The organism is Paraburkholderia phenazinium (assembly GCF_900100735.1).
GTDB classification, from domain to species: Bacteria; Pseudomonadota; Gammaproteobacteria; order Burkholderiales; family Burkholderiaceae; genus Paraburkholderia; species Paraburkholderia phenazinia.
The window spans coordinates 179,249-205,006 of sequence record NZ_FNCJ01000002.1; the positions used below are offsets into that span (position 1 = coordinate 179,249).

The window sequence follows — 25,758 nt, forward strand, 5'->3', positions numbered from 1 at the left end:
TATTCACCCGCACGATTCGCACACGCCGCTCCGTACGTGCAGGATCGATTCGCCTTCGGGGAAAACCCTCCTCATTCATTCTCACCGCGTGGGAAATCGATTTTTGAAATCTGAGAACGTTCTGGCATCCTGACTTCATCGTCATTCGTGGTGTCGTCGCTGTGAACGCGGAACAGAATGTCACCGGCGCAGAACGTGTGCTGCTCGTCCTCGCAGCGCTGGCCAGTCATGGCAAGGCGCTTTCGGTGCGGGACCTGCAGTCCATCACCGGACTCGCGCAAAGCACCCTTTACCGGCAGATCGCGCTGCTCAAGCGCTGGGGCTTTGTCGCGGAGAACGCCGGTCACTATGCACCCGGCCCGATCAGTCTGCAGCTCGCGCTCGGCTTCGACGTCAACTCGCTGCTCGTCGAAGCGAGCCGAAGTGAAATGCAGCAGTTGGCGCGGGCGTCGCAAGAGAGCATTGGCCTCGTGGTCGCGGTGAAGAATCAGGTGATGTGTCTCGAGATGGTGGAGAGCCAGCACTCGTTGCGCTGCTCCTTCGAAAAGGGGCGAGCCGTGCCCTTGAAGGCCGGCGCGTCGGCCAAATCGCTGTTGGCCTTCATGAACGACAAGGCGCGAACCGAAGTGCTCGACAGCATGTTCGAAGATGACGCAAGCGGCCGTGCCGCGCTAGAAGCCCAACTGGCGCGTGTGCGTGCGCAAGGTTATGCGGTCAGCGACAGCGAAGTGGATCCGGGAGTGTGGGGCGTGAGCGCGCCGATCTTCCATCGCGCGGGACGCGCCGCCGGCTGCAGCGCCTCGATCACCCTGATGGCGCCGTCGACCCGCGCCGCAGGCCACGAAAACCAGTTTATCGACGGGACGCTACGCACGGCCCGCGCGATTTCCGAGCATCTGCAAAGCGAATGAACGACGTGATTCTGATTCGGCGCGGATGGTCGTATCGATCCTCGCCTTGATCCTTGCCTTGATCCTTTGAAGGAGCTGCGCCATGAAACTGCACCGCCTGTTGTCTCTCACCTGCCTGACGCTCGCCGTTACGTTCGCAGGCTTTTCCGGTTCCGCCTCGGCACAAGGCGCGAACGTGCTGCAGGTCGCCACCGATGCGACCTTCCCGCCGATGGAGTTCACCGAAAACGGCGCGCGCACCGGCTTCGACATCGACATGATGAATGCGTTGGCCAAGGCGATGGGCAAGACCGTGCAGTGGACGGACATCGATTTTAAAGGCCTGATTCCTGGCCTGATTGCGCATCGCTTCGACGTCGCAATCTCGGCAATCTACATCACGGACGAGCGCGCCAAGGTGGTCGATTTCACCGACCCGTACTACGCGGGCGGCCTTGTTGCGCTGGTGAAAACCGATTCGCCGATCAAGGCGCTTGCCGACCTCAACGGCAAGAAGGTCTCGGTGCAGGTGGGCACGAAATCGGTCAACTTCCTGCGTGACAATTACCCGCAAGTGCAGCGCGTCGAAGTCGAGAAGAATCAGGAGATGTTCGACCTGGTCGGTATCGGCCGCGCGGATGCTGCTGTCACCGGCAAGCCCGCGGCGTACCAACTGGCGAAAACGCGCGGCGGCTTTCGCGTGATCAGCCAGCAGCTCACCACCGAGCAATACGGCATTGCCGTGCGCAAGGATGAGCCCGAGTTGAAGGCCGCGCTGAATACCGCGCTCGCCAGGATCAAGGCCGATGGTACCTACGCGGCGATCGTCCACAAGTGGTTCGGCGCTGACGCGCAATAACCGGCTGGGTCAAACAGATGGAACTCGATTTCTCGCCGGTCATTGCCGGCTGGACCGACATCGCGCACGGGGCGCTCGTCACGGTGGAAGTGACCGCCGCGGCGCTCGCGCTGAGTTGCGTGCTCGGTCTCCTGATCGGCATCGGCCGTCTCACGCCGCGCCGCCGCTTGCTGTACGGCTTTTGCACCGCATACCTGACGTTCTTCCGTGGCACGCCCTTGCTCGTGCAACTGTTCCTGTTGTTCTTCGGCTTGCCTCAGTTCGGCATTCTGCTGCCGGCGTTCGTGTGCGGCGTGCTGGGGCTTGGGCTGTATTCGGCGGCGTATGTGTCGGAGATCGTGCGCGGAGCGATTCAGTCGGTTGACCGTGGGCAGATGGAAGCCGCGCGGTCGATCGGCATGTCCTCGAGTCAGGCGATGCGCGCGGTCATCCTGCCGCAGGCCGTGGTGCGGATGATCCCGCCGCTCGGCAACGAATTCATCGCGCTGATCAAGAACTCGGCGCTGGTTTCGCTGCTCACGATCGACGACCTGATGCACGAAGGCCAGAAAATCATCAGCGTGTCGTACCGTTCGCTCGAAGTGTACCTGGCCATTGCGCTGGTGTATCTCGTGCTGACCCAGGCGACCAATTACGCGCTGCATCGCGTCGAGCGTCGTTTGCGTGCAGGAGGGATGGTGCAATGAACAGCGTGTCGCAACCTATCGTGCAGATTCGCGGGTTGACCAAATCGTTCGGCTCGCACGTCGTGTTGAACGGCATCGACTTCGACATTCAGCCGCAACAGGTGGTGGTCGTGATCGGGCCGAGCGGCTCGGGCAAGAGTACTTTTCTGCGCTGCTGCAATGGGCTCGAGCAGGCCGAGGGCGGCACTGTGGATATCTGTGGTCACCGTCTGGTGGACCACGGTGTGATGCTCAAGGAGCGTTCGCTCAACGCGCTGCGCACCGAAGTCGGGATGGTGTTCCAGTCGTTCAATCTGTTCCCGCATCTGTCGGTGCTGCATAACATTACCGTCGGCCCGCGCATGCTGCGCGGCCTGAGCAAAGCCGATGCGGAAACCGCAGCAATGGCGTTGCTCGAGAAAGTCGGCCTCGCGCACAAGGCGCATGTGATGCCGGCGAGCCTCTCGGGCGGCCAGAAACAACGCGTGGCGATTGCCCGCGCGCTGGCGATGCAGCCACGCGTGATGCTGTTCGACGAACCGACCTCGGCACTCGACCCGGAACTGGTTGGCGAGGTGCTGCAAGTCATGAAGCTGCTGGCGAGCGAGGGCATGACGATGGTAGTCGTCACGCACGAAATGGGCTTTGCCAAGGAAGTTGCCGATGTCGTAGTGGTGATGGACGGCGGTGTGATTGTCGAAGCTGGACCGCCTTCGGAAATTTTCTCGGCGCCGACGCAGCCACGCACGCGCGCCTTTCTGCAGGCGGTGTTGTCGCGAGCATGAGAGTTCCGTTCGACGACAAGGTGTGGAGCGGCCGCTGCGACGACGGCGAGCCGGGCGATACGCGGCGCGTGTTCAATCAGGTGTCGCGGTTTGCCGGCGACGGGCTAACCGGCGACGGGCTCACGGGCGAAAGGCTTGTTGACGGAACGCCCGTGATTGTCGGCTTCGGCTCCGACGAAGGTGTGCGCCGCAACCAGGGGCGTATCGGCGCGGCGCATGCCCCGAAGGAGTTGCGGCGGGCGCTTGCGGGCTTGCCGGCCAAAGCACTGACGGCGCTGCACGATGCAGGCGATGTGCTTTGCGACGACGGCAATCTGGAAGCGGCGCAGCACGAGTTGGGTCGCGTCGTCGCCGGGATTCTTGCGTGTGGCGGCCGCCCGCTGGTGTTCGGCGGCGGCCATGAAGTGGCTTGGGGCACGTATAGCGGCTTGCGCGCGCATCTAGGCGCAAGCGCTGAGCGTCGACTGTTGATTGTGAACTTCGACGCGCACTTCGATTTACGCCAGACCCGCCCTGGGAATTCGGGTACGCCCTTCGATCAGATTGCCTGCGATTGTGCTGAACGTGGCGTGCCGTTCAACTATGTCTGCTTGGGGATCAGCGACCTTGCCAATACGGCGGCGCTGTTCGCGCGGGCGCAGCAGCTCGGCGTGCAGTACGCGCTTGATACGGACATGCAGGAGTCCCAGCTCGAGCGGCGTCTGGCCCAACTGGACCAGTGGCTCGACGCTGCGGACGATATCTATCTGACTATCGATCTGGACGTGCTGCCGGGCTCGATCGCGCCGGGCGTATCGGCGCCAGCGGCATTGGGCGTGCCGCTGGCGGTGGTCGAAGCGATGGTGGTGAGGCTGCGCGCAACGGGCAAGCTGCGCGCAGCGGATATCGCCGAGTACAACCCTTCACTCGATCAGGACAAGCGCACCGCCCGGGTCGCGGCGCGACTTGCGCACAGGCTGCTATAGGCGCTTCTCTGGCGCTATTCCCGCCACGCTGGGTTTGCATGGGTCAATCGCAGCCCGATTGCGACGGCCCCTCTTCTGAAAATCTCCCTTTTTAAAAATCGAACGAAACCGTCGGTGAGAAATGTAAAACGCATTGACTCTCCCCGGAGTGCGTGACATTTGCAAAATATTACGCAGAATTACTGTTTCTCTTGAGATCTTGCTAAGCTTTCCGAATCAGTGATTGATCGCATGAAGGTGTGATGGGGCAATCACTGTGGTCGAAATAAAATGGGTATGACAGGCCTTGATCAATTGTCTCAATTATTCATTATAAATAAGTTAGGTTAACTAACTATGTGGCATGGAAAATAAAACTAACTTGCTATGAGGAGGTTCTGTGAATCGACTGTCTGGATTCAAACCGGTCTACGGCGTAACGACACTGTTTGCTTCGCTTGCTCTGGGCGCGTGCGGAGGAGGCTCATCTACAAGTAATACCCCTGCCGCCGTGCCCGATCAGGCATACAACGACACGCTTGCCTACAGTATGGACCCGCAGGGTTCTCTTCCGGCCGCAGCCGTATCCGAAAGTGCGGCGGTGACGCATCACACGATTACGCTTGGTGCGCAGACCTTCCCCTATACGGCCACCGCAGGTCATCTGACGATCGTTGACGGTAGCACGTCCCAGCCTGGGGCGACCATGTTCTATGTCGCTTTTACCAAGGACGGCGCCGCTCCCGGATCGCGTCCTGTCACGTTTTTCTACAACGGCGGGCCAGGTTCGTCATCGGTGTATCTCATGCTGGGCTCGTTTGCTCCCGAGCGCATAAAAACGAATATGCCGGCCTTCACCCCGGCTGCTCCATATGCGATGGAGACCAATGCCGATAGCCTGCTCGACAAGTCAGATCTGGTATTTATCAATCCGGTGGGGACAGGGTATTCGTCGGCAATTGCACCGAAGGTCAACAAGGACTTCTGGGGCAGCGATCCTGATGCGGCTTCGCTGGATCAGTTTATCAAACGCTACCTGACGGTAAACGGGCGCTGGAATTCACCCAAATTCCTCTACGGCGAATCGTATGGAACTGCGCGTAGCGCGATGCTGGCATACGATCTTCACGAGGATGGCGTTGACCTGAACGGCGTCACGCTGCAGTCGTCCATCCTGGACTACTCGCAGACGGGCAACAGTGCGGGCATCTTGCCCACCTGGGCGGCCGTTGCCTGGTATTACAACAAGTCCACGACCAATTCGGCCAGCAGCGCCTTGGCCGGCTATATGAAGACGGTGACGCAGTTTGCCGACGGGCCGTTTGCTGCCGCTACGGCGCAGGCTGCCACCCTCAATTCCCAGGTGCAGGGTCTGGAACAGTCGCTCTTTCCGTCATCACCGGGCACTCAATCGACCAATCCCAACATTGCTGATATCAATGCAGCAGTCAATCAGCTCGGAAGCCAGTGGAGCAGCATTAGCTGGTCCGGCTACCTCACGTACCTCATTTCCAGAACGGGCTCTACCGCTACGACCGTCGCAAACGCAACCCAGCTCCAGCAGGACTTTGCCGCACTCGCCCAGCTTCCCGCTCCGTCTCCTGGCATGGTTCAGCAGGTCAGCAACGACATTGGCATACCGGTTGCGTTGATCAACAGTGACATGCCGGGTCTTAACCTCTCCGCGCGCGGGTCGAGCATTAGTCAGAACTACACCTCGTTCCAGGAGGATCTGCTGCAAAGCCAGGGTCTGCTGGTTGGCAGCTATGACGGACGCGTGTCGTCGATCAATGGCGGTATTGCGGCAAACGTCAGCCCGCTTTCTGGCAGCAACGATCCGAGCATCACGGCCGTCGCCGGTGTCTACACCGCCATGTGGAACAGCTACCTGAATCAAACCCTGAAGTACACGACGGCTTCGAGTTTTGTCGACCTGAATAATGCGGTTTTCAATAACTGGTCCTTTTCGCACATGGATCCTACCGGCACACAGAAGGGGATCGATGCCAACGGGAATACCATTCTCTACACGGCGGGCGATCTTGCCGCCACCATGAGCCTGAATCCCGATCTGAAGGTCATGCAGGAAAGCGGTTACTACGATAGCGTGACGCCATTCCATCAAACGGATCTCGATTTGCAGAACATGCCGATCGCCTCATCGTTGCGAAGCAATCTGACCACGACCTACTATCCTTCGGGCCACATGATCTACCTCGACGGCACCTCGCGCACGGCGATGAAGACCAACCTCAGTGCGTTCTACGATGCTGCGACTACGCCGAGCGCGACACAACGCATTATGCAGCGGCAGAAGCAGACCTTGCAGAAGCTGCATCAGCAAACGCCGCCGCGCTCGTGATTGAAGGTTGAGATACGCGTGGCCGGTAAATGAACAACGCCCCGGGGACGCTGCTGTGTCCCGGGGCGTTTCGTTTCGATTGCCAGTTCGAGGCGTCCTGGCGCGATAGCGGCTTTACTTATTGCTCGCCATCGCCCCAGCGCTATTCTTCCCGCCAAACAACGCGGTCAGATAGTCGCCGTTCTTGGCCATCTGCGACATGAGCCGGTTGACCGCCGTGAACTGAGCGTTATAGCCCTTGGTCAGCTTGTCCGTGTAATCGTTAAGCTGGGTCTGCTGGTCGGCTAGCGACTTCAGGTCGGTGGTCAGCCTGTTGCTGTGCATATCGAGCGTGCCGCCGGTTTTCAGGAACGACGTCAGCGAGGTGTTCAACGAGGCAGCGAGACCGGTCTTCGAATTGAACAATGCGGCAACTCCGGTCGAGTTGTTGGTCAATGCATTGGTCAGTGCGAGGTCGTCGGTTTTCAACGTGCCGTCTTTGCGGAACGTGATGCCGATGCCCGCGAGGGTGGCCGCGCCGCTGCTTTCTTTCAGGCCGCCGCTCATCGCTCCCGAGAGCGTGTTGCGGATCGCGTTCATCGTCGCATCGCCGAGCAGCGCACCGCCTTGGGAACCGTGTTTCTTGGTTGCATCGAAACCGGTAAACGAAGCGGCGGTTGTGACGAAGTTGTTGTACGCCGTGACGAAGGCGCCAATCGCGGTCTTCTGGTCGGTCACGTCCTGGGCGATCGTGAGCGTCTGCGGGCTGCTGCTCACGGCGTCGGCCGTCAGGTTCAGCGTGAGGCCGTCAATCGCGGAGGTGACGATATTGCTCGGGCTCGAGACCTCCATGCCGGAGATGCTGAGGTGCGCATCCTGACCCGCGACGCTTTGCTTCCAGTTGCCCGAGTCGTCCACCACGGTGGTGGCAGGCGTGGTGGTGGAGATGCTGGACTTGACGCTTAGCTTGTTGAACTCGGCGTCGCCCGACTTGACCTGGACATTGATGCCGTTAGCGAGGCCGGTGGTGTTGGCGTGCAGCATCAGGTGCGCGCCGTCCACCCCGTTGACGACCGTGGCCGAGACGCCCGGATTGCCGGCCGCCGAGTTGATGGCCGAGGCGATATCCGCCAGCGTACTCTTGCCGGACTGGATCGTGATGGTGGTGCTCTTGCCGCCCAGCGACAAGGTCAGCGAACCGGCGCCGAGCGCCGCCTTGCTGGTGAACGCGCCCGAGGTGATGGACTGCGAGGTGGCAATGCTGTGTACGTCGATGGCATAGCTGCCCGCCACCGCGCCTTTGCCGGCACTCGCCGTGAGGCCCTTGCCGCTGGCGCTGGCAGTGAAGGTCGAGAAAGCGGTACCGTCGGCGAGCGGCGCCAACGCGCTTTGCATCAGCGAGAGCACCGACTTCAGCGTGCCGATCGCGGTGAGCTGATCGTTGTCGCGCTTCGCGCTGCCGGCCAGCATGGCATTCTTGCCGGCCACTTTCGCATTGACGATCGCGCTGACGAGCGCGTTCACGTCGGTATTCGATTTCGTTGCCCCGCTGATGATCGATTGCGCAGCGTCCTGAATCGACGTAGTCGCAGCGGTGGAAGCGGTGGTGTTGGATACCGTTGACATGACGTGTTGGCCCCTCGCGTCAGCATAATTAGTGATTGGAAAGCGGCAGTCAGCAGGCGCTCAGGCAAGCGCTTCTGCTGGTTTCGAACCCTTACAGATCGAAATGTAAGATATTGTAATAACTTATGTGTGAAGATTACAAGATATTTTCGATTTGCTTGCTGGACACCGTGCGGGTTGACGCTGTGCGTACGCACATATAGACTGCATCACATGAACGGACCTCTCTCTTACGACGAGTGCAACTGCTTCGCACTGCGCCAGGCGGCGCGCTACGTCACGCAGATTTACGAGCGCCATCTCGGCGAGGTGGGGCTGACGGCTGCGCAATTCAGCATCATGGCAAAGCTGGCCCGTAAGGCGCCTGCCACCATGGTGGAGCTGGCCGAGGCAATGGTGATGGACCGCACCACACTAGTGCGGGCGCTCAAGCCGCTGCAGCGCGACGGCTACGTCATCAGCGAGGCGTCGGAGCATGACGGCCGGACTTATCTGTTCAGTTTGTCGGAGAGTGGCAAGGCGACATTTGCCGAGGCGGCCATCGCGTGGCGTAACGCGCAAGCCGAGTTCGAAGGGAAGTTCGGCCGCGCGCGAGCCAAGGCACTGCGCGCGGAACTGTTCGGCCTGACCGCCGAGTGAGGCGTCACTAAAGGACACGAAGAGGCACGCGCGGATTACAGCGTGGAGCGCCGGCACATGGAGTCGGAAGCTAAAGGAATCGGTTTGAAAGTTTAAGATGACAAGTGCGTATGCACTCAGAATGGAACCCGACACGATGCAATTGCTACCCGATGACGACTGTTTTGCGATTCGCCAGGCGGCCCGTTACGTCTCGCAGTTGTACGACCGGCATCTTGCGCAGGTCGGACTGACGATCACGCAGTTCTCGATCCTCGGCCGGTTTCACGGCGGCAGGTTGCTGACGATGAAGCAACTCGCCGACGCGATGGTGATGGAGCGGACCACGCTGGTGCGGGCAATTCAGCCCTTGCAGCGCGATGGCCTGCTGTCGAGCCGGAGCGCGCCAACCAAGGGCAGGGAGCTGTCGCTCAGATGGACGCCGGCCGGCGAGGCGAAGTATGCCGCCGCGCGGGCTCACTGGGATGCGGCACAGGAAGATTTCGAACAGCGCTTCGGTGCCGAGCGCGCGGCAACGCTGCGGCGCGAGTTGCTGGACATGACGAAGGCCTGATCGAGAGGGTTTGAGTCAGACGTTTTTGTCGCAAGCGGACCGGGCGTCCTGAAAGGCCAGGTCACGGGTGGCGTGCCGGTCACGCTCATTTTCAATATCGTTAAGTGCATACGCACATCCAATCATGTCCACTACTCCTTCGACTCTCGCTCCGCCCAGCGCCGCGGGTCTCGCTCAACCGGCCCGGCGCACGCCGTGGATGCTGCTCGCGGTGATCGTCGTGCTGGTGGTGCTGGCGAGCGCGCTGTCGTACTGGCTGCTGGTCGGCCGCTTTGTCGAAAGCACCGACGACGCCTACGTGGGCGGCGACGTGACGGTGATGGCGCCGAAGGTGAACGGCTTTGTGACGGATCTGCTGGTGCGCGACAACCAGCACGTGCAGGTGAATCAGGTGCTGATCCGGCTCGACGCGCGGGATTACGACGCGCGGCTCGCCCAGGCCAGCGCCGACGTGCAGAGCGCGCAGGCCGCGGTGACCGAGCTGCAGGCGAAAAAGTCGCTGCAACTGGCCACCATCGACGAGCAGGCGGCCGAGGTGAAGGCGTCGGGGGCTGAGTTGACCCGCAGCGCCCAGGACGAAACGCGTTACCGCGAACTCGTCAAGGACGAGGCGGTGTCGAACCAGATCGTCGAGCGGGCCGATGCGGACCTCGCCAAGGCGCACGCCGCGGTGGACCGCAGCGGCGCCGCCTTGCTCGCTGCGCAACGCGAGATCAGCGTGCTCGATGCGCAGATCGGCGCGGCGCAAGCCCGGGTGGCGACGGCACAGGCGGCGCAGCGCGTGGCCGAACTGAATGTGGAATACACCACGATCCGCTCGCCGGTGGATGGCTACGTCGGTAATCGGACCGCCCAGGTCGGGTTGCTTGCCAATACCGGCGTGTCGCTGCTGACGGTGGTGCCCTCGACTGGCCTATGGGTCGACGCCAACTTCAAGGAAGACCAGTTGAAGAAGATGCACGCGGGCGACACCGCCGAGGTGACGCTCGACGCCTCCAGCAAAACGCTGCACGGCGTGGTGGACAGTCTGGCGCCCGCCACCGGCGCGACCTTCAGCGTGCTGCCGGCGGAAAACGCCACCGGCAACTTCACGAAGATCGTGCAGCGCGTGCCGGTGCGGATTCGCCTCGACGCGCCGCAGGACATGCAAGGCGTGTTGCGGCCCGGTCTTTCGGCGACCGTGAAGGTGCATTTGGGCACGGGCACTGACACGACCAGCGCGAACGCCAGCGCCGCAGCGCATTCCTAACCACGCCGCGTTCGCGTTTCGCTTCAGGCCTGCCATGACCCACCCTCCGTTGAACCCCGCCAACCAGCCGACCCGCACCAAGGTGCTGGCGTTCGCGCTGATGTGCCTCGGCTTTTTTATGGCGACGCTGGACATCCAGATCGTCGCGTCTTCTCTGCGCGATATTGGCGGCGGGCTGTCCGCCAGCCAGGATGAACTGTCGTGGGTGCAGACCTCGTATCTGATCGCCGAGATTCTGGTGATTCCGATGTCGGGCTGGCTCACACGGGTCTTCTCGACACGCTGGCTGTTTGCCTTCTCGGCGCTCGGCTTCACGATTACCAGCATGCTGTGCGGACTCGCGTGGGACATCAATTCGATGATCCTGTTTCGCGGCCTGCAAGGGGCGCTCGGCGCCGCGATGATTCCCACCGTATTCACCACGGCCTTCGTGCTGTTCCCCGGCAAGCAGCGGCTGATTGCCTCGACCACCATCGGCGCACTGGCTTCGCTCGCGCCGACCGTCGGACCCGTGATCGGCGGCTGGATCACCTCGCAATGGTCCTGGCACTGGCTGTTCTATCTGAACCTCGTGCCGGGCGTGTTCGTCACGCTGCTGGTGCCGAAGTTCGTGCATATCGATGAAGTCGATCTGTCGCTGCTGAAAAAGGGCGATTACCTCGGCATGCTGCTGATGTCCGGCTTTCTCGGCTGCCTCGAGTACGTGCTCGAAGAAGGGCCGCGCAAGAACTGGTTCGGCGACGACGCGATCATCCTGTGCACCTGGATCTCCGTGATCTGCGGCTTTCTGTTCCTTGTGCACGCGTTCACCGCCAAGGAGCCGATCGTCGATCTGCGCGCGCTGGCGATTCGCAATTTCGGCGTCGGCTGCCTGCTGTCGTTTATCACGGGAGTGGGCATCTTCTGTACGGTGTTTCTGACCCCGGTGTTTCTCGGGCGCGTGCGCGGTTTCGATTCGCTGCAGATCGGCCTGGCGCTCTTGTCGGTGGGGTGTTTTCAGCTCATGGCGCTGGTGGCCTACGCGCTGCTGGCGCGCGTCGTCAATATGCGCTGGCTGCTGGTGTTCGGGCTCGTGTGCTTCGGTCTGGGTTGCTATCTGTACGTGCCACTGACCAATCAGTGGGGCTGGCAGGAACTGCTACTGCCGCAGGCCTTGCGCGGCATCGGCCAGCAGTTCTGCGTGCCGCCGATCGTAACGATGGCGCTTGGCTCGCTGCCGCCCTCGCGGCTGCGCTCGGCGAGCGGCCTGTTCAACCTGATGCGCAATCTGGGCGGTGCGATTGGCATTGCGGTCAGCAGCACGATGCTCAACGACCGCCTGAACCTCCATTACGAACGGCTCGACGAGCACCTGACGGCAGGGCGGCCGCTGGTCGAAGGCTTGCTGCAGCAGCAGGCCGCGCGGCTTGCGGCGGTGGGGGGCGACACGCTCAACGCGGCGCATGCGGGTCTCGATCTGCTGCATGCCTTGTTGATGCGCGAAGCCTTGGTGCTGACTTTTTCCGACACCTTTCTCGCGGTCGCGTTGTGCTTTGTGGTGGGTTTGCTGAGTGTGGCGTTTTCGCGTCCGTTCGGGCTGACCGCGCCGCCGCCTGACGCTCACTAGAAAATAATAAGGATAGCGATATGAAATATATCACCGCGAAAGGCATGGCGAGTCTGCTGCTTCTGAGCCTCGCTGCGTGCGCCGTGCCGCCGGCCCAGCATGCGGATCTGCCGCACGCCGTGCAAGCCGTGGCGCCTACGGCATGGAGTGTCGCGGCGCCGCAAGATAGCGCGGATGCGAACGCGTGGTGGGCGCGCTTCGGCGACCCGGTCATGCGTCAACTGATCGAGGACGTGCTGACCGGCAATCTGGATGTGCAGGCCGCCGTTGAACGCGTCAAACAGGCGCAGGCCATCACGACCCAGCAACGCTCGGCGCTGCTGCCCGAACTGGATGCGACCGCCACCGCAGCGGACCAGCGGATCAATGCGCCACCGCCGCTCGGCTATGTGCGGCAGGCCGGCGTGGGTGTGGCGGCTAGCTGGACGCCCGATGTGTTCGGCGGCGAGCGGCTTGCCGTGCTGGCCGCGCAGGCGCAGACGGCGGGCCGTGCGGCTGCGCTCGATGAACTGCGGCTGGCGCTCGCGGCCAACACGGCCGCCGCCTATATCGACTTGCGCTGGGCGCAGTCGGAGTTGCAGATTCTGAGCGACAACGAGCAGATCAGAAACCGCGCCCTCAAGCTGACGCAAGAGCGCCTGCACTACGGCCTGTCCACGCAGCTCGACGTCGCGCGTGCGCAGAACCAGTTGCAGGATCTGCAGGCGCAGATTCCGCAGGTGCAATCGCGCATCCAGCATCAGCTCAGCCTGATCGCGGTTTACTCGGGCCGCACGCCGGAAAGCGTCGGCAGCTTGCTGTTGAGCGACGCGCGCGACATTCCGGTGCCGGCGCAAAGCGTGCCGCAGATTCTGCCGTCCGAAGCGCTGTTGCGCCGGCCCGATGTGCGCACCGCCTACGCCAGCGTCGAGCAGCGCGCAGCGGAAGTGGGCGCGTCGAGGGCACAACGCTATCCGCAGTTCAGGCTGAATCTGGCGGACGGTCTGCTGGCGTCGTCGTATCTCGGCTTGCCTACGCTGACCAACAACCTCTTCAGCGCGGCGTTGAGCGCGACTAGCCCGATCTTCAACGCCGGCCGGATCACGGCCGGTATCGACGAGAGCGAAAGCAAGTTGCGCGAATCGCAACTCGGCCTGCAGCAGACGATGCTGCAGGCGCTCAAGGAAGTCGAAGACACCCGCAGCGATCTGGTCAACGACGCCGTGCAGGTCGATCGTCTGGGCGGCGCGCTGGACGCGTCCGATCACGCGCTGCGGCTCTCCACCGAACTGTACAAGGACGGCGCCTCCAGTTTTCTCGACGTGCTGGCGGCGCAGGAGGCGTATCTGCGCGACTCCGAGGCTTTGAATCAGGCGAAACGCGAACACGCGCTGGCGGCCGTGGCGCTGTACCGCTCGTTGGGTGGCGGATGGGATGCACCAGCGGCGGTCGCCGCGAACTGAGGTGATGTTGTGCTCTAACTGCGAGAGGCAAATGATGAACAAGCGAGACGTAGTGATCTGCAACCCTGTGAGAACGCCGATCGGCGCGTACAACGGCACGCTGAAGGAGGTGCCGGCCACCGACCTCGGCGCCGCCGCCGTACGCGAGACCCTGCGGCGCAGCGGTCTGGCTGGCGCGGAACTTGGCTCGGTGGTGCTGGGTAATGTGATTCAGGCCGGTAACCGGATGAACCCGGCGCGCCAGGCGGCAATTGGCGGCGGCGTGCCGGTCGCCGTGCCGGCGCTGACGGTCAACCGGGTGTGCGGCTCGGGCGCACAGGCGATTGCTTCGGCGGCTAACGAAATCTGGCTGGGTCTCGGCGACGCTGCGGTGGCGGGCGGCATGGAGAATATGGACCGCGCGCCCTATCTGCTCGACGGCGGCCGCTGGGGCTACCGCATGGGCAATGCGCAGGTGCACGACAGCATGCTGCGGGATGGCCTGGTGGATGCGTTCTCCGGCGAGCATTCCGGTTGGCACACCGAAGACCTCGTGACGCAGATGGAGATCACACGGGAGGCCCAGGACCGCTGGGCCGCGCGTTCGCAGCAGCGTTTTGCCGCGGCGCAGGAGCGCGGCCTGTTCGACGCCGAGCTGGTGAGCGTGACGGTCCAGAGCCGCAAGGGACCGCAGCCGTTCGCCCGCGACGAGCAGCCGCGTGCCGATACCACGGTCGAGACGCTCGCCAAACTGCGTCCGGCGTTCCGCCCCGACGGCACGATTACCGCCGGCAACGCGCCGGGTCTGAATAGCGGTGCCGCGGCGATGCTGGTCACGGAGCGCGGCTTTGCCGAGGTCCACGGCATCGAACCGTTCGCGCGGCTCGCCGCTTACGGCGTTGCCGCAGTCGAGCCCGGCATGTTCGGCCTCGGGCCGGTGCCGGCTGTGGAGATGGCGCTGGCGCGCGCCGGCTGGCAACTGAAGGATGTCGAGCGCTTTGAGATCAACGAGGCTTTTGCTGCGGTGCCGATTGCGGTCGCGCGCAAGCTTGGGCTCGACGAAGAGCTTGTCAACGTCGAGGGTGGAGCGATCGCGCACGGCCATCCGATCGGTGCGACCGGCGCAGTGCTGACCACCCGGCTGCTCCACTCGATGCGCCGCGACGGGCTCAAGCGCGGCATCGTCACGTTGTGTATCGGCGGCGGGCAGGGCATCGCGCTGGCGCTCGAAATCCTCTGATGTGAGGCGCGGGCGCGGCAGAGGCGGGGCAGGCGTGGAGAGGCAGCGTTGCGGCGCGCGGCCTGCCGCCCGCCGCGCCGATGCGAATCGGGAATCTTTGCTACATTCACACAGACGCCTGGTTCGCGTCCTGCGCGCCATGAGCGCCGGGCGGCTCATCGCCCGCGAACCTGCGCGAAGCGCTGCGAACTGAACAACCCATCCTCCAAGAGACAATGCAATGCGAATTCTAGTAGTAGGTGCAGGTGCGGTAGGCGGCTACTTCGGCGGCCGTCTGGCTGAGGCTGGACGTGACGTCACGTTCCTCGTACGCGCAGCCCGCGGCGACGAACTGCGCCGCGCCGGCCTTGTCATCAAGAGCCCGCGCGGCGACCTGACGCTGCGCGACGTCAAGACCGTGCAGGCCGGCGAGAGCGCCGAACCGTTCGATCTGGTGGTGTTGAGTTGCAAGGCCTACAACCTCGACGATGCGATCGCCTCGTTCGAGCCGCTGGTCGGGCCGTCCACGCTGATCCTGCCGCTGCTCAACGGCATGCGCCATATCGATGTCCTCACTGAGAAATTCGGCGCCGCGCGGGTGCTGGGCGGGCAATGCGTGATTGCTGCGACGCTCAACCGCGAGCGCGAGATCGTCCATCTGAATGAGATGCATGCCATCGCCTTCGGCGAACTGCAAGGCGGTGTATCGGAGCGCGTACGGGCGATTGGCGAAGTCATGTCGGGCGCCGGTTTCGATGTGGCGACCAGCGAACATATCCTGCTGGGCATGTGGGAGAAGTGGGTGTTTCTGGCGACGCTGGCGGCCAGCACTTGCCTGTTGCGCAGCTCGGTGGGCGATATTCTGAGCGCGCCGGACGGCCGCCGCGTGATCGAAGGGCTGCTCGGCGAATGCCGTGCGGTGGCGCAGCACAACGGCTTTACGATGGGGCCGCAGTTCGACGCGCGCGCTAATCAGACGCTTTTCACGCCGTCGCCGCTGACGGCTTCGATGTTGCGCGACGTCGAAAACCATTCGCGCACCGAGGCCGACCATATTCTGGGCGACCTGATCCAGCGCGGCGGTGCGGCCCAGCAGCGCGATGCGGGATTGTCGCTGCTGCGCATTGCCTATAGCCATCTAAAGGCCTACGAGGCTCGCCAGGCAAGGGCCGCATAACGGCTGCTAGTCGGCCAATGCGCGGCCCAATGCGCGGGCCGCCACGCCCCCAGGGCAGCACCTCCCATGCAGTAGAATCGACCACGCCGCAAATGCTGCGGCGGACGTTCAACAGGAGGGCAGGATGCCGAGTCCAACCGGGTCGGTGGTGGCGCTGAGTTCGGCGTCGGCGACGACGTTTTCGATCGGCATCGTGTATCTCGGCTATTGGGGGATCCACGAGCCCGCGCCGTGGAAGTTCGCCGATGCACTGGTAGTGCTGTTCGCGCTCGGCGGCTTCGCCTGCCTCGGTCTCGTGCCGTGGATGGCGACCCGCTCGGTCGAGCCGGAAAGCAGCGACGCCGGGATTCGCGTGGCCCGGCGTCTGTTCCTGAGTGGCGTGAGCGCGATCTGGCTCGCGGTCACGCTCTCTATTGTTTTCTGACCCGGCCGGTCACCGTTACTGCTCGATCTGCCGGTTCCAGCGCGTATCCCACTGCGCGCGGTGCGCATTGATCGCGTCCCAGTCCACCACGGTCACCTTGCGCAACAGATCGTCGATATTGCCCAGGCTTTGCTGCATCGCGGGCGGCATCTTGGCGAACCGGTTGGTGGGGATCTGCTTGCCGGCATCGGCCGCCTTGGTCTGCGCCGGAGCTGACAACAGGAACTGCGCGAGCTTCTGGGCGAGCGCCGGGTCTGGGTTGTTGTTGACTACGCACAGGTCGACCAGCAGCAGCACCGGACCTTCCTTCGGATTCACGTAAGCCACCGGAATGCCCTTGTCCTGCAGGTCGCTGACACCTGTCGGCGTGAGCGGGAACAGGCCGGCTTCGCCCGTCTGCACCATCTCCGAAATCTTCGCGGAGTTCGGAATGTACTCGACCACGTTCGGCCCGACCGTGCTGGACCATTTCGTGAAAGCGGGTTCGACGTTCTGTTCGCTACCGCCCATCAGACGATTGATCGCGAGGAAGCCATGCAGCCCGAACGTGCTGCTCGACTCGGACTGGAACACCACCTTGCCCTTGTATTTCGGATCGGCGAAATCCATCCATGAGGTCGGCGGCGCCCAGCCTTTTTCGGCAAACAGCTTCTTGTTGTACGCAATGCCGGTCATGCCGAGTTGCACGCCTGCACCCATGTCGTCTTTCATCCGCGCAAACGGGTACAACTCCTTGAGGACCGGCGCATCGTCGAGCTTCTGGCACACGCCCATGCTGACTGCGCGCGCCATCACGCCGTCGTCGAGGAACACCACGTGAATCTGCGGATTGGCCTTGTTGGCGAGCAGCTTGGCGAGAATATCCGACGAGGTGCCGGGCACCACGACCACCTTCACATTGTTGGCCTTCTCGAAGTCGGGCAGTACCTGGCTCGTATAAGCCTTCTCCATCGGGCCGCCGTTCATGCCGATATAGATCGTTTTGGTCTGCGACCACGCGGGCGTCGCGGCGCCGAATGCACACAATGCGGCGAGCGCCGCGATGGTTCGGAACAGTTTCATGGTGGATCTCCTGGGTTTGTCTAGAGAGCGTGCAGGCTAGGGGTAGGGACGGTGATGAAACGATCGATCGCAAACGCATCGAGCGGCGTGGCTGTCGAGCCGCGCAAGACGAGATCGGCGAGCACCTCGCCGACGCCCGGCGCGAGCAGAAAGCCGCCGCCCGAAAAGCCGAATGCGTGCAAGAGGCGCGGCACGGTGCGGCTCGCGCCGATCACCGGGTTGCTATCCGGCGTCTCGCCTTCCACGCCGCTCCATGTGCGGATCAGCAGCGCGTCGCGCAGCGCGGGCATCAGTGCACAGGCGTCGCGCATCACGGCGCGGGTGGTGTCGGTGGAGGGCTGGCCGTATTCGCCGTCGCCTTGTCCGCGGCCGCCGCCGACCACGCAGTTGCCGCGGGCGACTTGCCGCGCATAGATGCCGCCGCCATACACGCCGAGGTTGTGGGTGATGAAGAGCGGCAGCGGCTCGGTGACCCACATGTTCGGGTAGATCGGCTTCATCGGCACGGTTTCGCCAAACGAAGCCGCGACCTTGTTGGCCCACGCGCCGGCGGAGTTGATCAACCAGTCCGAAGTGAAATGCTGAGCGCCTGCGCGGAGTTGAAAACGCGTACCGTCATGGCTGATTTCGCTGAGTTCGGTCTGCTCGCGGACCTCCGCCCCGGCCGCTTGTGCCGCGCGAGCGAAGGCTGGCGAGACGAGGCGCGGATTCGCATGACCGTCGCTCGCGCACAGCGAGCCGCCGATTGCCGCAGCGCCCAGCCATGGATAACGGCGCCGGAAGGTCTCGCCGCCGATGAGTTGCGGCTCGAGTCCATGTTCGCGCGCCATCTGCGCCCAGCGTTCGAGGGCGGCGAGATCGCTCTCGCTGCGCGCGAGCCGCAAATGGCCGGAGACGATGAACTCACCGTCGGTGCCGATCAGTTCCGGCAAGCGGTCCCAGACGCGCCGCGCACGCATGGCGAGCGGCATTTGTTCGACAGGGCGTCCCTGGCAGCGCACGCCACCGTAGTTGACCCCGCTTGCCTGAGCGCCGCAGAAGCGCCGCTCGAACAAGCCAACGCGCAAGCCGGCTTTGGCGAGCGCGAGCGCCGCCGAGGCGCCCACCAGGCCGCCGCCGGCAATCGCCACGTCGTAGTGCAGAGGCTTATTCATCGCGCGCCTCCTCCGGAATCGCGGCGACGCCGTCGGCATAGAGGGCGGGCGAGATCGGAATCGGCTTGACCGGCGGCTGGCTGCGCAAGCGGCCGACCGCTTCGAGCGGCTTGCCGGTTTCCGCGCTCAGTAGGGCAAGCGCCGCTTCACCGCACATGCGGCCCTGGCAGCGGCCCATGCCGACACGCGTCAGCGCTTTCAGACGGTTGATCTCGCTCGCCCCACCGCTGCGGATGCAGTGGCGCAGTGTTCCTGCGCCGACTTCTTCGCAGCGGCATACGGTCATCTCGTCGGGCCATTGCGATGCGCAGTTGGCGGGGGGCGCGAAGGCGGTTTCTAGGCCTTGGCGGAAGATCGCGATACGTCGCAAGCCGCGTTCGAGCGAAGCCGCGTCCGGCAGGTTGGAACCGCGCGGGTGAGCGACGCCCAGATCGTCGAGCACCGCGAGGGCCGTGCGGCGCCCGGCCAGTTCGGCGGCATCCGCGCCGGCAATCCCGGCGCCGTCGCCAGCGAGATAAATGCCTGGCACCGAACTGCGTCCGGCGGCGTCGAGTTCGGGCAGCCAGCAGCGGTTATGCGCGTCGAAGCGGAAGCGGCAACCGGCCAGATCGGCGAGCTGGGTCTCCGGGCGCAAGCCGAAGCCGAGGCCAACCGCGTCGCAGGCAAGCGTTTGGTTCGGCGTGCCGTTGTGGGTGGCACGCCAGGTAATGGCTTCGACATGACGCGCGCCGCCGATGCCGACGAGCGTCACATTGCGCTCGATGCGCACGCCACGAGCCTGCAGCCAGCCCACGTAGTAAAGCCCCTTTGCCAGCGTGGCGGGCTGCCGCAAGAGTTTCGGCGCCGCCGCGATCTGTTGCGACAAGGCGCTGGTGTCAAGCACGGCCGCGACCTGCGCGCCGGCTTTCACGTATTGATACGCGACGAGGTACAACAAAGGTCCCGTACCGGCGAGCACGACGCGCCGGCCGATCGCACAGCCTTGCGACTTCAGCGCGACCTGCGCGCCGCCAAGCGTATAGACGCCCGGCAGAGTCCAACCGGGCACCGGCAGCACGCGATCGGTTGCACCGCTAGCGATGATCAGATGCGAGAACGGCAGGCCGATTTCGCGCCCGGCGTGCAGCGTATCGAGGCGGCCTCGTCCGCAGGCCCAGGCGAGCGTGTCGGGCCGGTAGTCGAGATGCGGCAGCAGGGCGGCCATCGTCGAGTGCAGTGCATTGGCCTTGCGGGCTTCGAAGCCATACAGCGTTTGCTTCGAGCGTTCGAACGTCGCGTTGGCGGGCGGCTGGCGATAGATTTGGCCGCCCCAGCGGGCGTTTTCGTCGAGTACGACCGGCCGCACGCCCGCCGCGACCAGCGTTTCGGCGGCGCGCACGCCAGCCGGTCCAGCGCCGACGATCACCACGCTTGATTCCTGGTTCATGGTGCGACTCCGTCGGCGCTGGCCGCATGGGTCACACCATCGGAGTTCGTGCTGGCCAAGGCCGCGCTGGCATCGAGCGCGGCACTGCGCGTCACGATCCGCATTCCTTCAGCCAGCAAGGTGGAGCAGGCGCGCAAGCGGGCGCCATCTTCGCTGCGCACCCAGCAGTCCTGGCAGGCGCCGATCAGGCAGAAGCCGGCGCGCGGCTCGCCGCTGAATTCGCTGTGGCGTAGCTGCCGTTGCTGCGTGAGGATCGCCGTCAGGACCGTGTCGCCGCGCAATGCGCTGACTGCTTGGCCATCCAACACGAAGGGCAGCGGCGCACGCTGCAGCTCCGCGACGCGCACGAACTGCGGGCCGCGCTCGGCGGAGGACTCGGGCGGGTACGGCGTGCCGGGCATAGGGGACAGGGCAGGGGAAGTCATCAGTGCTGGCCGATCAGAATGCGGTTGAGTCCATACACGCGGTCGAGCAGCAGCATCGCGCCGGCCGTGATGAAGATCACGAGCGCAGACACGGAGGCCATCATCGGATCGATCGATTCGGTCGCATACATATACATGCGCACCGGCAGCGTGACGGTTTGCGGCGAGGTGACGAAGATCGACATCGTCAGTTCGTCGAAGCTGTTGATGAAGGCGAGCAGCCACCCGCCGGTGATGCCGGGCAGGATCATCGGGAAGGTGATGCGGCGGAAGGTGGTCCAGGCATCGGCGCCGAGCGACGCCGCCGCATGCTCGACGCTACGGTCGAGGCCGCTCACCGAAGCGAGCACGAGCCGCATGACGAACGGCGTGATGATGATCATGTGTGCGAGCACCAGCCACGCAAACGAGCCGGTCGCGCCGATCAGCGCGAAAAAGCGCAGCAACGCGATGCCCAGCACGAGACCGGGAATCACCAGCGGCGACAGCAGCAGGCCGTTCAGAAAGCCGCGCCCCGGAAAGCGTGCCCGGCCGATCGCCAATGCGGCCGGCAGTGCGACGATCAGCGACAGCGTGGCGGACGCGAAGGCGAGCTTCAGGCTATTGAAGAACGCCGAGATGAAGTCGGGATAGTCGAGGATGGCGCGAAACCAGCGCAGCGAGAAGCCGTGCGTGGGCAGCGTCAGGGTTTCGTCCGGCGTGAAGGCGACCAGTACCACGATCGCGAGCGGCGCCAGCACGAACAGGATCACGAGCGCATGAAAGATCAGCGCGAGAGGGCCGTTTTTTCTCATCGTATTCTCGTCGTCGCGTGGGTTTAGCCGATGCTCCGGGCGTACTTGCGTTCCAGCAGCCGATAGTAGGTGAGCATCACGATCAGGTTGGCGACTAGCAACAGCACGGCGATGGTGGCACCGAGCGGCCAGTTCAGCGAGCTGAGGAATTCGTCGTAGACGGCAGTGGCGGCGACTTTCAGGCGTCGCCCGCCGAGCAGGCCGGGAATCGCAAAGGCGCTCGCGGACAGGCCGAACACCATCAGACTGCCGGACAGGATGCCGGGCGTCAGTTGCGGCAAGACGATGCGCCGCAGCGTCGTGGCCGGCGAGGCCATCAGCGAGAGGGCCGCGTTCTCGGTTTGCGGATCGAGCTTTTGCAAGGCCGTCCAGACCGGAATCACCATGAACGGCAACATGACATGCACGAGGGCGATGACAATCGCGAAGGTCGTGTATTCGAGCTTGTACGGTCCCATGCCGACGAGGCCGAATGCCTGATTCACGAGGCCGTTGGAGTTGAGCAGCATGCTCCAGCCGAAGGCCCGCACTACGACAGACACCAGCAGCGGCGCCAGAATCACCAGCAGGAAGAGCGACCGCCATGGGTCGCGCATGCGTGAGAGCACATAGGCTTCGGGCGTGCCGATCACGACGCATAGCAGGGTGGTCAGGAAGGCGATACCGAACGTGCGCAGGAAGATCGTGTGGAAGTAGCTCGATTTCAGCACTTCCGCGTAATTGCCGAACTGGAACGCGGCGATCGGTCCGCTCGAGGGATCGAAGCGATAGAAGGTCAGGACCAGCGTCATGGCGAGCGGAATCAGCACCAGCGCCGCGAACAGCAGGAAGGCGGGCGCGCACATCAGCCATAGCGGCAGAAAGGCATGCCAGGACGCGCGGCGCGTGCTGCGGCTGCTTTGACCACTTTGGCCACTATCGCCGTTGTTGCCGTTGGTGTTGTCAGTGGAGATGGGCAGCGTACTAGCCATGACGCGCCTCCCGCTGCACGAAGCGAATCGCCTCGCTATTCCAGTCGACGCCGACCGCCGCCCCTTCCGCGAGCGGCTCCGTGCCTTCGTTCTGGCAGCACACCAGCACCTCGCCGAGCTTCGAATCGACCCGGTAGAGCCACTGACTGCCAAGGAAGAAGCGGCTCGTGACGGTGGCCGCGAGGCGGCCCGCATCCGGTGCGCAGAGCCGCAGTTTTTCGGGGCGGATGCACAGCGTGACGGCGTCGCCAATGTTCACGACGCGCTCGCGCATCGGCAGTTGCGCGGTGTTGCCGGTTTCGGCGAGGTCGTGGCCGAGGTCGATGCGGATGGCGTCGCCGTCGCGTGCGACGATGGTGCCCGGCAGCATGTTGGCCTTGCCGATGAACTGCGACACGAAGTGGTTTTCGGGGCGTTCGTAGGCGCGGTACGGCGTATCGATCTGGGTGATGCGGCCCGCTTCCATCACCACCACGCGGTCGCTGATCGAGAGTGCCTCCGACTGGTCGTGCGTGACCATGATGGTGGTCGTGCCGATCTTGCGCTGGATCGCGCGCAGTTCGAACTGCATGTCTTCGCGCAACTTGGCGTCGAGATTCGACATCGGTTCGTCGAGCAGCAGCACGGGCGGCGCAATCACGATGGCGCGCGCAATCGCCACGCGCTGCCGTTGGCCGCCGGAGAGTTCGCGCGGAAAGCGGTGGGCGAGCGTATCTAGCCGCACCAGGGCCAGAGCTTCCCGCACCCGTTCGTTGCGCTCGGCCTTGCCGATGCCGCGCATCTCCAGACCGAAGGCAACGTTCTGCGCGACGCTCATGTGCGGAAACAGCGCATAGCTCTGGAACACGATGCCGAGGCCGCGCTGGTTAGGCTTGGTATGGGTGATGTCGCGGCCATCGAGCGTGATGCGCCCGCGGGTGGTTTCGACGAAGCCCGCGATCATTTGCAGCGTGGTGGTCTTGCCGCAGCCGGACGGACCGAGCAGCGAAACGAACTCGCCTTTTTCCACCGACAGGTTGAGGTCGGCGACGGCTTGCAGCTCGCCGAACGATTTCGCTACGTCTGTGAGCGTGAGGAACGACATGGGTCTGGCCTTTCGGTGCATGGGCACCGGCTGAATCGACAAATCTCTCTGGTGGAGCCGACTCTAGCTAGCCATATTGTGCGTCGTCAAATGCAAATTCCGTTTGGCGGTATAAAGATTGGAAAAATTCCGTTCAATGAAATGAGTTGGGGAATGCCCTTGGACTTTGTTCCATTGCGTGAAGTACGAGGAATCCCTAACAAAGCACAACCCGAACCGCTGCGGCCAGCGTCGTGGCACTATTCCATTAGAGAGTAAAACGCCATATAGTGTTCCGTAAAATGGAATAAGTTTGAGGAAAAACCATGAAAGCTGCCGCAAAACGAGAAGTTGTAGAGTCCGGCTCGGCCGATACCTCGGAGGCGCCCGGCACCGGCATGCTGCAGCGCTCGTTTGCGGTGATCCGCGCGTTGGCCGACGCACAGCCCGATGGCGGGCGTGTCACACGGCTCGCGAAAGCGGTCGGGCTGACCCAGGGCACCGTGCACCGCATCCTGCATGCATTGATCGCCGAGGGCATGGTCGAGCAGGACGAAAACTCGAAGCTGTACCGCCTGAGCGTCGAATTTTTCGCGCTCGCGGCGCAGGCGGGCAACCCGAGCGGCATGCGCACGTTGTGCCGCCCGGCCTTGCTGCGCCTGTGCGCGAGCCTCGGCGACACGATTTTCCTGCTGGTCAAAAGCAGCTTCGACGCGGTCTGCCTCGATATCTGCGAAGGGCCGTTCCCGATTCGCTCGTTTACCGGCGATATCGGCGGGCGCGTGGCGCTCGGCGTCGGCCAGGGGAGTCTGGCGATTCTGGCGTTTCTGCCGGAAGCGGAGCGCGAGGAGATCATCCGCTTTAACGTGCCGCGGATTCGCGGTTACGGCGTGCTCGACGAGGTCTACCTGCGCACCGAGATCGAGCGGGTGCGGCAACTGGGTTACGCGGGGCGCAATAGCGGCTTGCTGGATGGCATGGCTGGCGTGGCGGTGCCGATTCTGGACCGCACCGGCGTCGCCGTCGCCGCGCTTAGCGTCGGCACGCTGGCCGCGCGGCTTGGCGACGACCGCCTGCCGATGGTGGTCGAATTGCTGCGGCGCCAGGCGCAGACGCTCGGAGCGCAGATCAATCCGTTCGATGTCGCCTTGCGCCGGCCGATGCATGGCCTCTCACGCGCCATGACGACCGAGCGGATCGCCTCCTGAGTCTCGGCCCCATTGGCGGTGGGTGAGCAGTAGTCCTGAAGATGGAGAAAACAGGCGGTCTCCACGCGGATACCCCATCCGCAAGAGCGCCTGCTGCCTAGAACAGTCGTGGGGTCCCCACCCAGACGACGAGCGTTTCGGAGCGTGCCGTGTTGGCCCAGCTATGCGGCACTGTCGACTCGTAATGCGCGCTGTCGCCCGCTTTCAGCGCGAACGTCTTGCCTTCCAGCGTCAGCGAAACCTTGCCGCTGATCACATACAGAAACTCTTCGCCCGCATGCGTGTTGACCTCGGAGCGCTTCTGGCCGGGTGGCATCTTGACGAGGATCGCCTCGAGCTGGCGGCCGCCGGTCAGGTTGGTCAGACGCGCGAACAGGTTCGCGGAATCGGCGAAACCGAAAAATTTCAACTGGTCGCCACGGCTGACCGAGCGCTCTTCGCTGGGGGTGTCGACGAAATACTGCACGGTGACGCCAAGGGCGCTGGCAATCCCCGCCAGCGACGTGAGGGACGGGGTGGCGAGGCCGCGCTCCACCTGCGACAGGAAGGGTTTGGAAATGCGCGCCGCGGTGGCTGTGTCATCGAGCGTGCGCTTCAGCCGCTGCCTGAGCGCGCGTATCTTGCTACCCAGCTCGAGGGCCGGATTTTTGTTTTCAGTTTTCGTGACCATAGCGAGATGAATCAGCCCGTCAAAAATATGTTTGATGTTAGTAAACAAAGTTTGATAGTCTTGTGGACCATCGCAATAACGTGAGTATGCCCGGTAGGCATTATTTTTCGAAACGACCCGCTATGTTGCCAGAAGCCCAATCGGGCGTGCAGTTCGCTACCTGGCGGGTGAGTGCCGAAATCAGGCGGACGCGGGTAAGGCGATATTAGGTCGCGCTTTTTTAGCCTTTTTAAATTCGTACGATCAACGGATCGCGCACTTAAATAAATTGATGCATTTGGAATCCATGGATGATATCGCGTGGCACGCCGCGGCAAAATGTGCGATTGCGCTTGAGTGGCGTGGCGGGCATCAGTGAATTCCCTGAGTGACGGCGGGCCCTATGCTCTGGAGAATCGCGGGCGCTTGCGGGACGACTTCGACTTTCGCCCCGCCGGCTGTTTGCTATCCCATTCGCAGCGATCCTGTGTGTGGAACCGTGAGCGGCGCGGCTTACCCTGTCTGCGCCGCCAACTTGAGATGAATATCACCGTTGATCCGTATCGCCGCACCTCCTCCAACGCCCGCTCGCACGGGCCGCTGCCTGC

General features: G+C 63.4%; 24 protein-coding genes. 15 read left to right on the forward strand and 9 right to left on the reverse strand.

Annotated elements, in window-relative coordinates; all coding sequences use genetic code 11:
• The first annotated feature begins 161 nt into the window (after positions 1-161).
• The 6 genes from BLQ92_RS04670 to BLQ92_RS40550 all read left to right on the forward strand — a co-directional run bounded on the left by BLQ92_RS04670 (position 162) and on the right by BLQ92_RS40550 (position 6,505).
• The gene (locus BLQ92_RS04670; protein ID WP_090682152.1) at positions 162-911 is read left to right on the forward strand and encodes an IclR family transcriptional regulator; all 750 of its coding nucleotides are present in this window, start codon (positions 162-164) and stop codon (positions 909-911) included.
• Positions 912-993: 82 nt separating this feature from the next.
• Positions 994-1,749 (forward strand): transporter substrate-binding domain-containing protein, encoded by a 756-nt coding sequence (locus tag BLQ92_RS04675; RefSeq protein ID WP_090682153.1) that lies wholly within the window; start codon positions 994-996, stop codon positions 1,747-1,749.
• Between the two features lie 17 nt (positions 1,750-1,766).
• Positions 1,767-2,435 (forward strand): amino acid ABC transporter permease, encoded by a 669-nt coding sequence (locus BLQ92_RS04680; protein ID WP_090682155.1) that lies wholly within the window; start codon positions 1,767-1,769, stop codon positions 2,433-2,435.
• Positions 2,432-3,199: an amino acid ABC transporter ATP-binding protein gene (locus BLQ92_RS04685; protein WP_090682157.1), complete on the forward strand. Its 768-nt coding sequence runs from the start codon at positions 2,432-2,434 to the stop codon at positions 3,197-3,199. Before BLQ92_RS04680 ends, BLQ92_RS04685 begins: the two co-directional genes overlap by 4 nt.
• Positions 3,196-4,164, forward strand: coding sequence for a formimidoylglutamase (hutG, locus tag BLQ92_RS04690; protein ID WP_090682159.1), 969 nt, complete (start codon positions 3,196-3,198; stop codon positions 4,162-4,164). The genes BLQ92_RS04685 and hutG overlap by 4 nt, the downstream gene beginning before the upstream one ends.
• Positions 4,165-4,543: 379 nt before the next feature.
• Positions 4,544-6,505: a S10 family peptidase gene (locus tag BLQ92_RS40550; RefSeq protein WP_425194940.1), complete on the forward strand. Its 1,962-nt coding sequence runs from the start codon at positions 4,544-4,546 to the stop codon at positions 6,503-6,505.
• A 114-nt stretch (positions 6,506-6,619) separates the two neighbouring features.
• Here BLQ92_RS40550 and fliD read toward each other — a convergent pair whose 3' ends face one another.
• The gene (gene fliD, locus BLQ92_RS04700) at positions 6,620-8,110 is read right to left on the reverse strand and encodes a flagellar filament capping protein FliD (protein WP_090682161.1); all 1,491 of its coding nucleotides are present in this window, start codon (positions 8,108-8,110) and stop codon (positions 6,620-6,622) included.
• 213 nt (positions 8,111-8,323) lie between these two features.
• On the opposite strand from fliD, the gene BLQ92_RS04705 reads away from it, so the two are divergent.
• The 8 genes from BLQ92_RS04705 (at position 8,324) to BLQ92_RS04740 (ending at position 16,398) form a co-directional block, all read left to right on the forward strand.
• Positions 8,324-8,749: a MarR family winged helix-turn-helix transcriptional regulator gene (locus BLQ92_RS04705; protein ID WP_090682163.1), complete on the forward strand. Its 426-nt coding sequence runs from the start codon at positions 8,324-8,326 to the stop codon at positions 8,747-8,749.
• 136 nt (positions 8,750-8,885) lie between these two features.
• Complete coding sequence (locus tag BLQ92_RS04710; protein ID WP_090682925.1) at positions 8,886-9,302, forward strand: MarR family winged helix-turn-helix transcriptional regulator; 417 nt, start codon at positions 8,886-8,888, stop codon at positions 9,300-9,302.
• Between the two features lie 124 nt (positions 9,303-9,426).
• Positions 9,427-10,551: an HlyD family secretion protein gene (locus BLQ92_RS04715; protein ID WP_175772620.1), complete on the forward strand. Its 1,125-nt coding sequence runs from the start codon at positions 9,427-9,429 to the stop codon at positions 10,549-10,551.
• Positions 10,552-10,585: 34 nt separating this feature from the next.
• Complete coding sequence (locus tag BLQ92_RS04720) at positions 10,586-12,157, forward strand: DHA2 family efflux MFS transporter permease subunit (RefSeq protein ID WP_090682167.1); 1,572 nt, start codon at positions 10,586-10,588, stop codon at positions 12,155-12,157.
• A gap of 20 nt (positions 12,158-12,177) precedes the next feature.
• Positions 12,178-13,599 carry an efflux transporter outer membrane subunit gene (locus BLQ92_RS04725; protein WP_090682169.1) on the forward strand — a complete coding sequence of 474 codons (1,422 nt, stop codon included), beginning with the start codon at positions 12,178-12,180 and terminating at the stop codon, positions 13,597-13,599.
• A 34-nt stretch (positions 13,600-13,633) separates the two neighbouring features.
• Positions 13,634-14,818, forward strand: a complete 1,185-nt coding sequence (locus BLQ92_RS04730; protein WP_090682927.1) for a thiolase family protein — start codon at positions 13,634-13,636, stop codon at positions 14,816-14,818.
• Positions 14,819-15,038: 220 nt separating this feature from the next.
• Entirely contained in the window at positions 15,039-15,974 is a 936-nt protein-coding gene (gene panE / locus BLQ92_RS04735; protein WP_090682171.1) for a 2-dehydropantoate 2-reductase, read from the forward strand.
• A 124-nt stretch (positions 15,975-16,098) separates the two neighbouring features.
• A complete protein-coding gene (locus BLQ92_RS04740) occupies positions 16,099-16,398 on the forward strand; it encodes a hypothetical protein (protein WP_090682172.1) in 300 nt (99 codons plus the stop codon).
• Positions 16,399-16,413: 15 nt separating this feature from the next.
• On the opposite strand, the gene BLQ92_RS04745 is transcribed toward BLQ92_RS04740, so the two are convergent.
• The 7 genes from BLQ92_RS04745 to BLQ92_RS04775 are packed head-to-tail and all read right to left on the reverse strand — an operon-like array spanning position 16,414 to position 23,314.
• On the reverse strand, positions 16,414-17,460 hold the full coding sequence (locus BLQ92_RS04745) for an ABC transporter substrate-binding protein (RefSeq protein WP_090682174.1): 1,047 nt from the start codon (positions 17,458-17,460) through the stop codon (positions 16,414-16,416).
• 20 nt (positions 17,461-17,480) lie between these two features.
• Positions 17,481-18,614, reverse strand: a complete 1,134-nt coding sequence (locus BLQ92_RS04750; RefSeq protein ID WP_090682176.1) for an NAD(P)/FAD-dependent oxidoreductase — start codon at positions 18,612-18,614, stop codon at positions 17,481-17,483.
• Positions 18,607-20,040, reverse strand: coding sequence for an NAD(P)/FAD-dependent oxidoreductase (locus BLQ92_RS04755; RefSeq protein WP_090682178.1), 1,434 nt, complete (start codon positions 20,038-20,040; stop codon positions 18,607-18,609). Before BLQ92_RS04755 ends, BLQ92_RS04750 begins: the two co-directional genes overlap by 8 nt.
• Positions 20,037-20,441, reverse strand: coding sequence for a (2Fe-2S)-binding protein (locus BLQ92_RS04760; RefSeq protein WP_244106320.1), 405 nt, complete (start codon positions 20,439-20,441; stop codon positions 20,037-20,039). The genes BLQ92_RS04755 and BLQ92_RS04760 overlap by 4 nt, the downstream gene beginning before the upstream one ends.
• Positions 20,442-20,464: 23 nt before the next feature.
• Complete coding sequence (locus BLQ92_RS04765; RefSeq protein WP_074296163.1) at positions 20,465-21,259, reverse strand: ABC transporter permease; 795 nt, start codon at positions 21,257-21,259, stop codon at positions 20,465-20,467.
• A gap of 23 nt (positions 21,260-21,282) precedes the next feature.
• Positions 21,283-22,230 carry an ABC transporter permease gene (locus BLQ92_RS04770; RefSeq protein WP_090682181.1) on the reverse strand — a complete coding sequence of 316 codons (948 nt, stop codon included), beginning with the start codon at positions 22,228-22,230 and terminating at the stop codon, positions 21,283-21,285.
• A complete protein-coding gene (locus tag BLQ92_RS04775) occupies positions 22,223-23,314 on the reverse strand; it encodes an ABC transporter ATP-binding protein (RefSeq protein WP_090682182.1) in 1,092 nt (363 codons plus the stop codon). The genes BLQ92_RS04770 and BLQ92_RS04775 overlap by 8 nt, the downstream gene beginning before the upstream one ends.
• Before the next feature lie 305 nt (positions 23,315-23,619).
• Between BLQ92_RS04775 and BLQ92_RS04780 the strand changes: the two genes are divergently transcribed.
• Entirely contained in the window at positions 23,620-24,501 is an 882-nt protein-coding gene (locus BLQ92_RS04780; protein ID WP_090682184.1) for an IclR family transcriptional regulator, read from the forward strand.
• 97 nt (positions 24,502-24,598) lie between these two features.
• Here the strand turns inward: BLQ92_RS04780 and BLQ92_RS04785 are convergent, their stop codons facing one another.
• A complete protein-coding gene (locus BLQ92_RS04785) occupies positions 24,599-25,171 on the reverse strand; it encodes a helix-turn-helix domain-containing protein (protein ID WP_090682928.1) in 573 nt (190 codons plus the stop codon).
• Positions 25,172-25,758 lie beyond the last annotated feature (587 nt).

What these genes read in the sequence shown, in the direction of transcription:
- BLQ92_RS04675 (WP_090682153.1), top strand. Translation starts at nt 994, where the DNA reads ATGAAACTGCACCGCCTGTTGTCTCTCACCTGCCTGACGCTCGCCGTT.
- BLQ92_RS04680 (WP_090682155.1), top strand. Translation starts at nt 1,767, where the DNA reads ATGGAACTCGATTTCTCGCCGGTCATTGCCGGCTGGACCGACATCGCG.
- BLQ92_RS04685 (WP_090682157.1), top strand. Translation starts at nt 2,432, where the DNA reads ATGAACAGCGTGTCGCAACCTATCGTGCAGATTCGCGGGTTGACCAAA.
- hutG (WP_090682159.1), top strand. Translation starts at nt 3,196, where the DNA reads ATGAGAGTTCCGTTCGACGACAAGGTGTGGAGCGGCCGCTGCGACGAC.
- fliD (WP_090682161.1), bottom strand. Translation starts at nt 8,110, where the DNA reads ATGTCAACGGTATCCAACACCACCGCTTCCACCGCTGCGACTACGTCG.
- BLQ92_RS04705 (WP_090682163.1), top strand. Translation starts at nt 8,324, where the DNA reads ATGAACGGACCTCTCTCTTACGACGAGTGCAACTGCTTCGCACTGCGC.
- BLQ92_RS04710 (WP_090682925.1), top strand. Translation starts at nt 8,886, where the DNA reads ATGCAATTGCTACCCGATGACGACTGTTTTGCGATTCGCCAGGCGGCC.
- BLQ92_RS04715 (WP_175772620.1), top strand. Translation starts at nt 9,427, where the DNA reads ATGTCCACTACTCCTTCGACTCTCGCTCCGCCCAGCGCCGCGGGTCTC.
- BLQ92_RS04720 (WP_090682167.1), top strand. Translation starts at nt 10,586, where the DNA reads ATGACCCACCCTCCGTTGAACCCCGCCAACCAGCCGACCCGCACCAAG.
- BLQ92_RS04725 (WP_090682169.1), top strand. Translation starts at nt 12,178, where the DNA reads ATGAAATATATCACCGCGAAAGGCATGGCGAGTCTGCTGCTTCTGAGC.
- BLQ92_RS04730 (WP_090682927.1), top strand. Translation starts at nt 13,634, where the DNA reads ATGAACAAGCGAGACGTAGTGATCTGCAACCCTGTGAGAACGCCGATC.
- panE (WP_090682171.1), top strand. Translation starts at nt 15,039, where the DNA reads ATGCGAATTCTAGTAGTAGGTGCAGGTGCGGTAGGCGGCTACTTCGGC.
- BLQ92_RS04740 (WP_090682172.1), top strand. Translation starts at nt 16,099, where the DNA reads ATGCCGAGTCCAACCGGGTCGGTGGTGGCGCTGAGTTCGGCGTCGGCG.
- BLQ92_RS04745 (WP_090682174.1), bottom strand. Translation starts at nt 17,460, where the DNA reads ATGAAACTGTTCCGAACCATCGCGGCGCTCGCCGCATTGTGTGCATTC.
- BLQ92_RS04750 (WP_090682176.1), bottom strand. Translation starts at nt 18,614, where the DNA reads ATGAATAAGCCTCTGCACTACGACGTGGCGATTGCCGGCGGCGGCCTG.
- BLQ92_RS04755 (WP_090682178.1), bottom strand. Translation starts at nt 20,040, where the DNA reads ATGAACCAGGAATCAAGCGTGGTGATCGTCGGCGCTGGACCGGCTGGC.
- BLQ92_RS04760 (WP_244106320.1), bottom strand. Translation starts at nt 20,441, where the DNA reads ATGCCCGGCACGCCGTACCCGCCCGAGTCCTCCGCCGAGCGCGGCCCG.
- BLQ92_RS04765 (WP_074296163.1), bottom strand. Translation starts at nt 21,259, where the DNA reads ATGAGAAAAAACGGCCCTCTCGCGCTGATCTTTCATGCGCTCGTGATC.
- BLQ92_RS04770 (WP_090682181.1), bottom strand. Translation starts at nt 22,230, where the DNA reads ATGGCTAGTACGCTGCCCATCTCCACTGACAACACCAACGGCAACAAC.
- BLQ92_RS04775 (WP_090682182.1), bottom strand. Translation starts at nt 23,314, where the DNA reads ATGTCGTTCCTCACGCTCACAGACGTAGCGAAATCGTTCGGCGAGCTG.
- BLQ92_RS04780 (WP_090682184.1), top strand. Translation starts at nt 23,620, where the DNA reads ATGAAAGCTGCCGCAAAACGAGAAGTTGTAGAGTCCGGCTCGGCCGAT.
- BLQ92_RS04785 (WP_090682928.1), bottom strand. Translation starts at nt 25,171, where the DNA reads ATGGTCACGAAAACTGAAAACAAAAATCCGGCCCTCGAGCTGGGTAGC.